10 protein-coding genes and 1 pseudogene are annotated in these 11,923 nt (G+C 61.9%); 7 read left to right on the top strand and 4 right to left on the bottom strand.

The genetic code is table 11. The annotated features are described in order from the left end of the window. The first annotated feature begins 152 nt into the window (after positions 1-152). The 6 genes from ACMTA2_RS16235 (at position 153) to ACMTA2_RS16210 (ending at position 7,226) form a co-directional block, all read left to right on the top strand. The gene (locus tag ACMTA2_RS16235; RefSeq protein ID WP_413790799.1) at positions 153-1,088 is read left to right on the top strand and encodes a carbohydrate ABC transporter permease; all 936 of its coding nucleotides are present in this window, start codon (positions 153-155) and stop codon (positions 1,086-1,088) included. 10 nt (positions 1,089-1,098) lie between these two features. Further along, positions 1,099-1,929, top strand: coding sequence for a carbohydrate ABC transporter permease (locus ACMTA2_RS16230; protein ID WP_413790798.1), 831 nt, complete (start codon positions 1,099-1,101; stop codon positions 1,927-1,929). Positions 1,930-1,968: 39 nt separating this feature from the next. Further along, positions 1,969-3,072 carry an ABC transporter ATP-binding protein gene (locus ACMTA2_RS16225; RefSeq protein WP_413790797.1) on the top strand — a complete coding sequence of 368 codons (1,104 nt, stop codon included), beginning with the start codon at positions 1,969-1,971 and terminating at the stop codon, positions 3,070-3,072. Between the two features lie 15 nt (positions 3,073-3,087). After that, positions 3,088-4,569: a mannitol dehydrogenase family protein gene (locus tag ACMTA2_RS16220; protein WP_413790796.1), complete on the top strand. Its 1,482-nt coding sequence runs from the start codon at positions 3,088-3,090 to the stop codon at positions 4,567-4,569. Positions 4,570-4,787: 218 nt separating this feature from the next. Continuing rightward, positions 4,788-6,275 (top strand): xylulokinase, encoded by a 1,488-nt coding sequence (gene xylB, locus ACMTA2_RS16215; RefSeq protein WP_413790795.1) that lies wholly within the window; start codon positions 4,788-4,790, stop codon positions 6,273-6,275. A gap of 12 nt (positions 6,276-6,287) precedes the next feature. After that, positions 6,288-7,226 carry a carbohydrate kinase family protein gene (locus tag ACMTA2_RS16210; RefSeq protein ID WP_413790794.1) on the top strand — a complete coding sequence of 313 codons (939 nt, stop codon included), beginning with the start codon at positions 6,288-6,290 and terminating at the stop codon, positions 7,224-7,226. Positions 7,227-7,309: 83 nt separating this feature from the next. Here the strand turns inward: ACMTA2_RS16210 and ACMTA2_RS16205 are convergent, their stop codons facing one another. The 4 genes and pseudogenes from ACMTA2_RS16205 to ACMTA2_RS16190 all read right to left on the bottom strand — a co-directional run bounded on the left by ACMTA2_RS16205 (position 7,310) and on the right by ACMTA2_RS16190 (position 10,783). Further along, on the bottom strand, positions 7,310-7,591 hold the full coding sequence (locus tag ACMTA2_RS16205) for a DUF1652 domain-containing protein (protein ID WP_413790793.1): 282 nt from the start codon (positions 7,589-7,591) through the stop codon (positions 7,310-7,312). Between the two features lie 400 nt (positions 7,592-7,991). Continuing rightward, positions 7,992-8,990 (bottom strand): annotated as a pseudogene (ilvA, locus tag ACMTA2_RS16200) (threonine ammonia-lyase, biosynthetic); the annotation flags it as partial. A 255-nt stretch (positions 8,991-9,245) separates the two neighbouring features. After that, complete coding sequence (locus ACMTA2_RS16195; RefSeq protein WP_413790792.1) at positions 9,246-10,394, bottom strand: PQQ-dependent sugar dehydrogenase; 1,149 nt, start codon at positions 10,392-10,394, stop codon at positions 9,246-9,248. 47 nt (positions 10,395-10,441) lie between these two features. Then, positions 10,442-10,783, bottom strand: coding sequence for a hypothetical protein (locus tag ACMTA2_RS16190; RefSeq protein ID WP_413790791.1), 342 nt, complete (start codon positions 10,781-10,783; stop codon positions 10,442-10,444). Positions 10,784-10,999: 216 nt separating this feature from the next. Here ACMTA2_RS16190 and ku point away from each other — a divergent pair, with 216 nt between their 5' ends. Further along, positions 11,000-11,890: a non-homologous end joining protein Ku gene (gene ku, locus ACMTA2_RS16185; protein ID WP_413790790.1), complete on the top strand. Its 891-nt coding sequence runs from the start codon at positions 11,000-11,002 to the stop codon at positions 11,888-11,890. Positions 11,891-11,923: the final 33 nt, after the last annotated feature.

Below are 11,923 nucleotides of genomic sequence, written 5' to 3'. Positions count from 1 at the left end.
TCATTGAGGCCCGCTCCCGATTCCTGTGGGAGCGAGCTTGCTCGCGATGAGGGCCACCCAGCCAATATCACGAGTGACTGACACGACGCTATCGCGAGCAAGCTCGCTCCCACAGTGGATCTTCATAGGCCCGCAAAAATCGGTTCAATGCCATGAATAGCTCAACTACAACCGCCAAAGCCTCCATCGAGACTGCCCCGCCGCCGGCACGCAAGATCCGCCTGGCCAATCCCGGCTGGTTCCTGGTCAGCCCTTCGGTGGCCCTGTTGCTGCTGTGGATGATCGTGCCGCTGGGCATGACCGTCTACTTCTCGATGATCCGCTACAACCTGCTCTACCCCGGCGAAAACGAATTCGTCGGGCTGGAGAACTTCACCTATTTCCTGACCGACTCGGGTTTCATGCCCGGCGCCACCAATACCTTGTTGCTGGTGGGCAGCGTGCTGCTGATCAGTATCGTTCTGGGGGTGTTGATCAGCGCGCTGCTGGAAGCCAGTGAGTTTTTCGGTCGCGGCGTCGTCCGTGTGCTGCTGATCTCGCCATTCTTCATCATGCCCACCGTCGGCGCGCTGATCTGGAAGAACCTGATCTTCCATCCGGTCTCGGGCATCCTCGCCTCGGTGTGGAAGCTGTTCGGTGCCCAGCCCGTGGACTGGCTGGCCCATTACCCGCTGCTGTCGATCATCATCATCGTGAGCTGGCAATGGCTGCCGTTCGCAATCCTGATCCTGATGACAGCCATGCAGTCGCTGGATCAGGAACAGAAAGAAGCCGCCCGCCTGGACGGTGCCGGCCCCATCGCGATCTTCTGGCACCTGACCCTGCCGCACCTGGCCCGCCCTATCGCCGTGGTGCTGATGATCGAAACGATCTTCCTGCTGTCGGTGTTCGCCGAGATCTTCACCACCACCAACGGTGGCCCCGGCTATGCCTCCACCAACCTTGCGTACCTGATCTACAACCAGGCGCTGGTGCAATTCGACGTCGGCATGGCTTCGGCCGGTGGCCTGATTGCCGTGGTCATTGCCAACATCGCCGCCATCATCCTCGTGCGGATGATCGGCAAAAACCTCACCGACAAGCACTGAGGCCGTCGCCATGACTCTTCAACAATCCCGTCGCCTGCAAAGCCTGTTGCTGGGCACGCTGGCCTGGGCCATCGCGATCCTGATCTTCTTTCCGATCTTCTGGATGGTGCTGACCAGCTTCAAGAGCGAAATCGACGCGTTCGCCACGCCGCCGCAGTTCATCTTCGCGCCGACCCTGGAGAACTACCTGCACATCAACGAGCGCAGCAATTACCTCAGCTTCGCCTGGAACTCGGTGGTGATTTCCTTCAGCGCCACCGCCCTGTGCCTGCTGATCGCGGTGCCGGCGGCCTACTCCATGGCGTTCTATGAAACCCAGCGCACCAAAGGCACGTTGCTGTGGATGCTCTCCACCAAGATGCTGCCGCCGGTGGGCGTGCTGATGCCGATCTACCTGCTGGCCAAGCAGTTTGGCCTGCTGGACACGCGGCTCGCGCTGATCATCATCTACACCTTGATCAACCTGCCCATCGTGGTCTGGATGGTTTACACCTACTTCAAGGACATTCCTCGCGACATCCTCGAGGCCGCACGCCTGGATGGCGCCACGCTCTGGCAGGAAATGGTCCGCGTGCTGCTACCGATTGCCAAGGGCGGCCTGGCGTCCACCGTGCTGCTGTCGCTGATCCTGTGCTGGAACGAGGCGTTCTGGTCGCTGAACCTCACCTCCTCCAAGGCCGCGCCCCTGACGGCGCTGATCGCCTCTTACTCCAGCCCGGAAGGTTTGTTCTGGGCCAAATTGTCGGCCGTCTCGACCCTGGCCTGCGCGCCGATCCTGATCTTTGGCTGGATCAGCCAGAAACAGCTGGTGCGCGGTTTGTCCTTCGGCGCGGTGAAATAACGCGCCCTACACAATAATCAGAAGTGGAGGCCCATCATCATGGCCAACCTGAAAATCAAGAATCTGCAAAAGGGCTTCGAAGGTTTCTCCATCATCAAGGGCATCGACCTTGAGGTGAACGACCGCGAATTCGTGGTCTTCGTCGGCCCGTCGGGCTGTGGCAAGTCCACGCTGCTGCGGCTGATCGCCGGCCTGGAAGAGGTCAGCGACGGCACCATCGAACTGGATGGCCGGGACATCACCGAAGTCAGCCCGGCCAAGCGCGACCTGGCGATGGTGTTCCAGACCTACGCCTTGTACCCGCACATGAGCGTGCGCAAGAACATGTCCTTCGCCCTGGACCTGGCCGGCGTGCCCAAGGCCGAGGTCGAGAAGAAGGTCAACGAAGCGGCGCGCATCCTCGAACTGGGGCCGATGCTCGAGCGCAAGCCCAAGCAACTGTCCGGCGGCCAGCGCCAACGTGTGGCGATCGGCCGGGCCATCGTGCGCAACCCGAAAATATTCCTGTTCGACGAGCCGCTGTCCAACCTTGACGCGGCCCTGCGGGTGCAAATGCGCCTGGAACTGGCACGCCTGCACAAGGAACTGCAGGCGACCATGATCTACGTGACTCACGACCAGGTCGAAGCCATGACCCTGGCCGACAAGGTGGTGGTGCTCAACAGCGGACGCATCGAGCAGGTCGGTTCGCCCCTGGAGCTGTATCACCAGCCGGCCAACCTGTTTGTGGCAGGGTTCCTCGGCACACCGAAAATGGGCTTCCTCAAAGGCAAGATCACCGCCCTCGACAGTCAGGGCTGCGAGGTACTGCTGGACGCTGGCACGCGCATCAACCTGCCGCGCAGCGGCGCCAACCTGAGCGTCGGCGGCGCGGTGACCCTGGGGATTCGCCCGGAACACCTGAACCTGGCACAACCGGGCGATTGCACCCTGCAAGTCACCGCCGACGTCAGCGAGCGGCTGGGCAGCGATACCTTCTGTCACGTCGTCACGGCGTCCGGCGAAGCCTTGACCATGCGGGTTCGTGGCGACCTGGCGAGCCGTTTCGGCGAGCAACTGAACCTGCACCTGGACGCTGAACACTGCCATTTATTCGACGCCGAGGGCGTCGCGGTGAACCGCGCGCTGCGCGCCGCCGCCTGATTGCCGAGACCTGCGATGAAACTCAACCGACAAAACCTGCACAACCTCAACCCCGAAGTCGCCCTGCCGGCCTACCCTCTGAGCGACATCCGCCAGGGCATCGCCCACATCGGCGTTGGCGGTTTCCACCGGGCTCACCAGGCTTATTACACCGATGCGCTGATGAACACCGGCGCCGACCTGGACTGGGCCATCTGCGGCGTCGGCCTGCGGGCCGAGGACCGTCGTGCCCGGGATGACCTGGCCGGCCAGGATTACCTGTTCACGTTGTACGAACTGGGTGACACCGATGACACCGAAATCCGCGTGATCGGCGCGATCAACGACATGCTGCTGGCCGAAGACGGCGCCCAGGCGTTGATCGATAAGCTGGCCGATCCGCAGATTCGCATCGTCTCGCTGACCATCACCGAAGGTGGCTATTGCATCGACGACAGCAATGGCGAGTTCATGGCTCATCTGCCGCAGATCCAGCACGACCTGGTCCATCCCGAGGCACCGAAGACCGTCTTCGGCTTCCTCTGCGCCGCCCTGGCCAAGCGCCGGGCGGCGGGTATCCCGGCGTTCACGTTGATGTCTTGCGATAACCTGCCCCATAACGGCGCCGTGACACGCAAGGCGTTGCTGGCCTTCGCCGCGTTGCGCGACACCGAGCTGGGTCAGTGGATCGACCAAAACGTCAGTTTCCCCAACGCCATGGTCGACCGCATCACGCCCATGACCAGCGTCTCCCATCGCCTGCAACTGCACGACGAGCATGGCATCGACGACGCCTGGCCGGTGGTCTGCGAACCGTTCGTGCAATGGGTACTGGAGGACAAATTCGTCAACGGTCGTCCAGCCTGGGAAAAGGTCGGCGTGCAGTTCACCGATGACGTTTCACCCTATGAAGAAATGAAAATCAAGCTGCTCAACGGCAGTCACCTGGCCTTGACCTACCTGGGTTTTCTCAAGGGGTATCGCTTCGTCCACGAAACCATGAACGACCCGCTATTCGTGCGCTACATGCGCGCCTACATGGAACTGGACGTGACGCCGCAACTGGCACCGGTGCCGGGCATCGACCTGACCGAGTACAAGAACACCCTGGTGGAACGCTTTTCCAACCAGGCGATTGCCGACCAGTTGGAGCGGGTTTGCTCGGACGGCTCGTCGAAGTTTCCAAAGTTCACCGTCCCGACCATCAATCGCTTGATTGCCGACGGCAGCGAAACCCGCCGTGCAGCGTTGGTCGTGGCGGCCTGGGCCGTGTACCTGAAGGGCGTGGACGAGAACGGCGTAACGTATTCGATCCCGGACCCACGGGCGGCCTTCTGCCAGGCGTTGGTGGCCGACGATGCGCTGGTGACCCAGCGGGTGCTGGAGGTGGAAGAAATCTTCGGCACCGCGATCCCCCGCTCGCCGGAGTTCGTGGCAGCATTCGAATGGTGCTGCAACAGCTTGCGCGAGCACGGCGTGACACGAACACTTGAGCGGATACTGGCTGACGTAGGCTAAACCTGCGGATGCGGTCGCTTTTTGTGGCGAGGGGATCTATCCCCGCTGGGCTGCGAAGCAGCCCTGACACTGACGGCTCGGTGTGTCAGATTCACTGAGTTGTTCGTGTCTTGGGGACGCTTCGCGTCCCAGCGGGGATAAATCCCCTCGCCACAGGTTCCACCCTGTCCCGGTCCAAACAGTTCTGCGCTGACGGTTCATTGATATCAAGGATTTCCATGGCAAACCAACAACTGTTCCTGGGCATCGACTGCGGCACCCAAGGCACCAAGGCGCTGATCCTGGATGCGATCAGCGGCCAGGTGCTCGGCCAGGGCGCTGCTGCCCACAGCATGATCAGCGGGGCCAACGGTCGTCGTGAACAAGACCCCCAGCAATGGCTCGATGCATTCACCCAAGCGACTCATCAGGCCGTGGCCGCCGCCGGGATCGATGGCCAGGCGATCCTCGGCGTAGGCGTGTCCGGCCAGCAACACGGCCTGGTGCTGCTTGACGACCAAGGCCAGGTCCTGCGCCCGGCCAAGCTGTGGTGCGACACCGAGACGACGCCTGAGAACGATCGGCTCCTGGCGCACCTGGGCGGCGAAGAGGGCAGCCTCGAACGTCTCGGCGTGGTGATCGCGCCGGGCTACACGGTTTCCAAGCTACTCTGGACCCGGGAGCAGCATCCTCAGGTTTTCGAACGCATCGCCAGCGTTCTGCTGCCCCACGACTTCCTCAACTACTGGCTCACCGGCCGCCGTTGCAGCGAATACGGCGATGCCTCGGGGACCGGCTACTTCAACGTACGCACCCGCCAATGGGACGCGCAGTTATTGCAACACATCGACCCCAGTGCACGCTTGCAAGCGGCCCTGCCGGAGCTGATCGAGGCCCATCATCCCGTCGGGCGCATCCTGCCGACCATTGCCGAGCACCTGGGCATCAACCCCGGTGCGGTGGTGGCAAGTGGCGGCGGTGACAACATGATGGGCGCCATCGGCACCGGTAATATCCAGCCCGGCGTGATCACCATGAGCCTCGGTTCCTCCGGCACGGTCTATGCCTATGCCGCCGAACCCACGGTCAGCCCGCAACCGTCAGTGGCGACGTTCTGCTCCTCCAGCGGTGGCTGGCTGCCACTGATCTGCACCATGAACCTGACCAACGCCACCGGAGCGGTTCGCGAGTTGCTGGACCTGGACATCGACACCTTCAACGCCCTGGTCGTCCAGGCCCCGATCGGCGCCGAGGGTGTCTGCATGCTGCCGTTCCTCAACGGCGAGCGGGTGCCTGCCCTGCCCCATGCCACCGGTAGCCTGCTGGGCCTGACCACCACCAACCTGACCCGGGCCAATCTGTGCCGTGCCGTGGTCGAAGGCACGACCTTCGGCTTGCGCTATGGCTTAGACCTGCTAAGGGCCAACGGACTCAAGGCCCAAAGTATTCGCCTGATCGGCGGCGGCTCGAAGAGCCCGGCGTGGCGGCAGATTGTCGCCGACATCATGGACACCACGGTCATTTGCACCGAACAAAGCGAAGCGGCGGCGTTGGGTGCGGCGATCCAGGCGGCGTGGTGCCATTCAGGCCAAAAGGACAGCCTGGCCGAACTGTGCGAGCGCTGCGTCAAGCTCGACCCGGCCAGCGAAACCCGGCCAATCGCCACGCACGTGGTGGCGTCCCAGCAGGCTTATGAACGTTATCGACAACACGTCGCAACCCTTTGAGAGTGGGCATTTATGTATCTGGTGTGTGGTGAAGCGCTGTTTGATTTTTTCAGTGAGACCGAAGCGAATGGCCCCGCCTCGCAGGTGAACTACAAGGCGATTGCCGGCGGCTCGCCGTTCAATGTGGCGGTGGGGTTGCGCCGCCTGGGCATTGAATCGGCGTTGTTCACGGGGCTGTCCACCGACTACCTGGGCCGTCGCTTGCAGCAGGTGCTGCTCAACGAAGGGGTCAGCACCCGTTACCTGCTGGACTTCGACGCGCCAACCACCCTGGCGATGGTCGCCGTAGGTGCCAACGGTTCGCCCCACTACAGCTTTCGCGGCGAAGGGTGCGCCGACCGGCAGTTGAGCCTGGCCCATCTACCGGACCTCGACCCTGACATCCGCGGCCTGCATTTCGGCTCGTTCTCGCTGGTGGTCCAGCCCATTGCCGACACGCTCCTGGCCCTGGTGCAACGGGAAAGCGGTCGGCGCCTGATCAGCCTTGACCCGAACGTGCGGCTCAACCCGCAGCCGGACATCGAGCTGTGGCGTTCGCGGATCGCGACACTGGTGCAATACGCCGACGTGATCAAGGTCAGTGACGAGGACTTGGGCCTGCTTTATCCGGGGACCGATCCCCAGGCAGTCATCGAAGGTTGGCTGGGGCACCGTTGCCAATTGGTCTTCCTGACCCGTGGCGGCCAGGGGGCTACGGTCTTCAGCCGCCAGCACGGCACATGGTCGTTGCCGGCGTGCCCGGTGAAGATCGCCGACACGGTGGGCGCAGGCGACACCTTCCAAGCCGCGCTGATTGCCTGGCTGACTGAACAACAATTGGATTCGGTGGAGGGAGTGCGAAGGCTGGCCCGCGAGCAGATCACCGCCATGCTTGAGTTCGCCATTCGCGCCGCAGCACTGACGTGCGGAAAAACCGGGCCGGACCTGCCCTATCGACAGCAACTGGCCTGAGTGGCGTGCAAAACTGAAATATCGGACGTCGGGTTCGGCCATCGCCGGACCCGAGCATCAGAGTAAAAATGAAAAGGCGGTGATCAGCGCCCGGTCATCCGATGGTGTTGCTGATGAAAGTGATTGTCAGCGGCCGGGTTGTGGTCGAGCTCGGTACGCAACTCGGCGATCAGGTCGTTGATGGCCCGGCAACCGGTGAGTTTCCTGGCATCGATGTCGGTCTTGACCAAGGCCACGTGATCGGTCTTATGGTCATCGTAGATCTTGATCGTCATCGTCAGCTCAGGTGACAACGTGCATTGCGAGCGCTTGGGCAGCAAGCTGCTTTCAATGATGTTCCGCATTTCGAGGGCAGATAAAAACATGGCGACTCTCTCCTGTTGAGGCGGCCAATTTATGTTCACGACGGCGGCATTTTCGTCCGTTTCTTCCCTGCGGACTGGGACTACGAATACCGTGCCGTTCGTTCTTTCTTGGCGTTCTTGGCGTTTTGAAGTAACGAATTCGTCAAGCGAACTCCTGAATCATCCCGCAAAAAATATGCCTGTATTGACGCCCTTGCGCATTGATATGAATCAAGCGCTTAGCTTCGTCCTGCGCCAGAGGGTTCGTGCAGAATGCAAGGAGAAGCTGGTTTTTCCATGCAAACTGCAATTACTTTGGTCCTGTTCGCAACCTAGAGTAGACGCTATTGCCCAAGTGAAAACGGGCATCCGTCGCCTGCCTCAAAAAAAGTGTGACGTAGCGTAAAAAAGCTCAAAGAACCCCAACCGCCGCCCGCTCCGCTACGTGGCGCAAACTGTCGAAATTGATGTTGGCGCCGGAGTCGATCGCTATCAGAGTCTCGCCTCGCGCCCCCGTGCGCGCCACGTATTGCTTGATACCCGCCACCGCCAGCGCGCCTGACGGTTCGGTGATGGACCGGGTGTCGTCATAGATGTCCTTGATCGCGGCGCACAGTTGGTCGTTGGTCACGGTCATCACCTCATCGACACAGAAACGGCAGATATCCAGGCCATGGGCGCCGATCTGCGCCACGGCCACGCCATCGGCGAAGGTTCCCACCTCGGGCAAGGTCACTCGCTCCCCGGCGAGCAGTGCCGCCTGCAGACAAGCAGAGTGCTGCGACTCGACGCCGACGATACGAACTTCCGGGCGCAGGTATTTGACGTACGCCGCAATGCCAGCGATCAATCCTCCACCGCCGACCGGGACGAAAATCGCATCCAGCCGGCCAGGATGCTGGCGCAGGATCTCCATCGCGACGGTGCCCTGCCCGGCAATTACCTCCGGGTCATCGAAAGGCGAGACGAACTCCCGCCCGGTCCGCTCGGCCAGCTCCAGTGCATGGGCCAGGGCAAATGGAAAACTGTCCCCGTGCAGCAGCGCCTCGGCGCCACGGTTGCGCACGCCCGACACTTTGAGTTGCGGGGTGGTCACGGGCATGACGATGCTGGCTGAAATACCCAGTTCCCGTGCCGCCAGCGCGACGCCCTGGGCATGATTGCCGGCTGACGCAGTGATGACGCCACGGGCCCGCTGCTCCGGGGTCAGGTGCACGAGCTTGTTGTAGGCACCGCGGATCTTGAAGGAAAAGGTCGGTTGCAGGTCTTCGCGCTTGAGCAGGACCCGGTTACCCAAGGCTTCGGAGAGCGCCGGTGCCGCTTGCAGCGGCGTGCGCACGGCCAGTTCATAGACCGGCGCGGCAAGGATTTTCTTAACATAGTGCTCGAGCAGGGCTTGCTCGGTGGGGGCAACGGTCATGGCGATCTCCTGGTTCGGTCGGAGCCCAGGAGACAGAAAGAAAAAACCCGCCTCCAGGGCGGGTTCGGTGCAGCCGTCAGCTAGCCCGCCAAATAAGGAATGGCGGTAATAATGCTTGCCTGGCTGCGCAGTACGGTTGAATTCATAGCTGGAAATTAACGGTGCGTCGGCCGCAAGTCAATGGCAAACCTCCAGTGCCATTCCCTCTTGTGGTGAAGGAGCAGACGGCCTCGCCACAGCGCTGCCGACATCGCGTCATTTGAGGCCGACTTTGTACAACGCCCCGTCGTCCTCATCCGTCAGCACATACAGGTAACCGTCCGGTCCCTGGCGAACATCGCGGATTCGCGCCTTGAGCTCGCCCAACAGACGCTCTTCATGGACCACCTTGTCGTCCTTCAATTGCAGGCGAATCAGTTCCCCGGACACCAACGCCCCGATAAAGACGTTGTGTTGCCAGGCCTTGAAGCGATCATGGTCATAGAACGCCATGCCGCTGAGCCCAGGTGAGACCTGCCAGACGTGGTAGGGGTCAACCGCGCCTTGAACTGTCTTGCCCTGGGCTTCAGGGATCGGCGCCCCGGAGTAATTGATGCCATGGGTCGCCAGGGGCCAGCCGTAGTTCTTGCCGCGCTCGACGATGTTCAATTCATCACCGCCCCGGGGGCCGTGCTCGTTCTCCCACAGGGTGCCGTTCCAAGGGTTGAGTGCAGCGCCCTGGGGGTTACGCATGCCGTAGGACCAGATCTCGGGGCGGACGTCTTGCTGGCCGACGAAGGGGTTGTCGTCGGGAACCTTGCCGTCGGGGTAGATGCGCACGACCTTGCCTTGCAGCTTGTCCAGGTCCTGGGCGGTGGGCCGGTCGTTGTTTTCCCCCAAGGTGATGAACAGATAGCCGTCGCGGTCGAAGACCAGTCGCGAGCCAAAGTGGTTGCCCGTGGACAACTTGGGTTGCTGGCGGAAGACCACGTCGAAGTTTTTAAGGCTCTTGAGGTCCTCGGACAGTTGCCCGCGCCCCACGGCAGTGCCGGCCTTGCCGTCTGCGCCCGCCTCGGCGTAAGACAGGTAGACGGTGCGGTCCTGTTTGAAGTCCGGCGACAACACCACATCCAACAAGCCGCCCTGCCCCTTGGCCCACACGTCGGGCACGCCGCTCAAGGGTTCGGACAATTGGCCGTCGGGACTGACCACACGCAGGTTGCCCTCGCGCTCCGTCACCAGCATGCCCTGCTGGCCAGGCAGGAATGCAACGGACCAAGGGTGCTCCAGCCCTTCGACTACGGTGGTCACTTCCAGCGTGCCTTCTTCGCTCTTGAACGACTGGGTGGACGCGACAGCCGCCGGCAGGGCAACGGTCAGGACAGCGCTGGCGCAGCATGCGGCCAGGAGTGTTTTACGCAACATGCACATTTCCTTCTGCGGTGTTGAAAGAGAACAACAGGCTCCAATGCCTAGCGGTTGCCATTCTGGCTGCTGCGGGGCGGTGTAGGAGACTCGATGGTCGGTCGTGGCGAACCCGACGGCTGCCCCGACCGGGGGTAGCCATTGCCGATGCCGCCGTTTTCCAGGGTCGGTGGCCGTGGCACCGGCACTGTCGGATTGTTATGAATCGTCGGCACGTTGGGCCGGGTGCCCTGCATACTGTTGGGATTGGCCCGACGCGTCGGGCTGTTATAGGGATTGTTGTTGCCCGGCAGGTTCTGGGCCAGGACCATTGGGCCTGCGCTGGGCGTGGTGGCCTGGGCGGCGGCGGTCAGCAGTAGCGTCATGAGGGCGAGCATCAGCCTGTTCATTGGGGCACCTCTTGGGTTCAGGCATATCGAAAGCACGCTACGCCGCAGGTTCGCCCTTGTTAAGCGAAATATCCCGGTGAAGATGTAACGAAGCGTCTCCGACCCCATGTGGTCGCTCGCGGGCGTGGCGGTGGGCCAGCATGCTCGCACAATGGAAACTTTTCCCAAGGCTCGAAGGTCACCAGAGAGACATCCACCGGTAAGGAAAACACCACCATGGCTCGGGCAATCTGGAAAGGCGCAATCAGTTTCGGACTGGTCCATATTCCAGTAGCGCTGGTGTCGGCCACCTCTTCCCAGGGGGTGGATTTCGACTGGCTGGACAAACGCAGCATGGACCCGGTGGGCTACAAGCGAGTCAACAAGGCCACGGGCAAAGAAGTGACCAAGGAAGACATCGTCAAGGGCGTCCAGTACCAGAAAGGCCAGTACGTACTGCTCAGCGAAGAGGAGATCCGCTCCGCCCACCCCAAGTCCACCCAGACCATCGATATCTTTTCCTTTGTCGACAGCGACAAGATTCCCCTGCAAAACATCGACACGCCTTACTTTCTCGCTCCCGACAAGCGCGGCGGCAAAGTCTACGCGCTGCTGCGTGAAACCCTGGTCAAGACCAACAAGGTAGCCCTGGCCCACGTTGTGCTGCACACCCGCCAGCACCTGGCCGCCCTCATGCCCCTGGAGTCGGCGCTGGTGCTGGTGATGCTGCGCTGGCCTGCGGAAGTGCGCGAGCTGGATATCCTGGAACTGGGCGATGAGGTCACGAACCCGACCCTGGCCAAGGGCGAACTGGACATGGCCAAGCGCCTCGTGCAGGACATGAGCGCCGATTGGGAGCCCCAGCAATACCGGGACAGTTTTGCAGACAAGATCATGGAACTGGTAGAGAAGAAGGCCAACGAAGGCCGCCTCGAAGCGGTGGAGACCGATCCGGGCGAAGAACAACGCAAGACTGCCGATGTCATCGACCTGACCGAGTTGCTCAAGCGCAGCCTGGGCAGCAAGGGCAAGGCCAGCGACAAATCCGCCGGGAAGGCCCCTGCAAAACCCGCGAAAGCCCGCAAATCCGCTCCTGCCAAAAAAGCCACCAAGGCCTCCCGGGGCTAGCACCCTGGCGAGTGCAACACAAGGGAATCTGTC

It is taken from the genome of Pseudomonas medicaginis (assembly GCF_965119365.1).
Lineage (GTDB): Bacteria > Pseudomonadota > Gammaproteobacteria > Pseudomonadales > Pseudomonadaceae > Aquipseudomonas.
The sequence above is the reverse complement of the archived record's forward strand: the minus strand, read 5'-3'. Positions and strand labels throughout refer to the sequence as shown.

Bases quoted from the DNA above. Each gene is read 5' to 3' on its own strand.
- ACMTA2_RS16235 (WP_413790799.1), top strand. From the start codon at position 153: ATGAATAGCTCAACTACAACCGCCAAAGCCTCCATCGAGACTGCCCCG.
- ACMTA2_RS16230 (WP_413790798.1), top strand. From the start codon at position 1,099: ATGACTCTTCAACAATCCCGTCGCCTGCAAAGCCTGTTGCTGGGCACG.
- ACMTA2_RS16225 (WP_413790797.1), top strand. From the start codon at position 1,969: ATGGCCAACCTGAAAATCAAGAATCTGCAAAAGGGCTTCGAAGGTTTC.
- ACMTA2_RS16220 (WP_413790796.1), top strand. From the start codon at position 3,088: ATGAAACTCAACCGACAAAACCTGCACAACCTCAACCCCGAAGTCGCC.
- xylB (WP_413790795.1), top strand. From the start codon at position 4,788: ATGGCAAACCAACAACTGTTCCTGGGCATCGACTGCGGCACCCAAGGC.
- ACMTA2_RS16210 (WP_413790794.1), top strand. From the start codon at position 6,288: ATGTATCTGGTGTGTGGTGAAGCGCTGTTTGATTTTTTCAGTGAGACC.
- ACMTA2_RS16205 (WP_413790793.1), bottom strand. From the start codon at position 7,591: ATGTTTTTATCTGCCCTCGAAATGCGGAACATCATTGAAAGCAGCTTG.
- ACMTA2_RS16195 (WP_413790792.1), bottom strand. From the start codon at position 10,394: ATGTTGCGTAAAACACTCCTGGCCGCATGCTGCGCCAGCGCTGTCCTG.
- ACMTA2_RS16190 (WP_413790791.1), bottom strand. From the start codon at position 10,783: ATGAACAGGCTGATGCTCGCCCTCATGACGCTACTGCTGACCGCCGCC.
- ku (WP_413790790.1), top strand. From the start codon at position 11,000: ATGGCTCGGGCAATCTGGAAAGGCGCAATCAGTTTCGGACTGGTCCAT.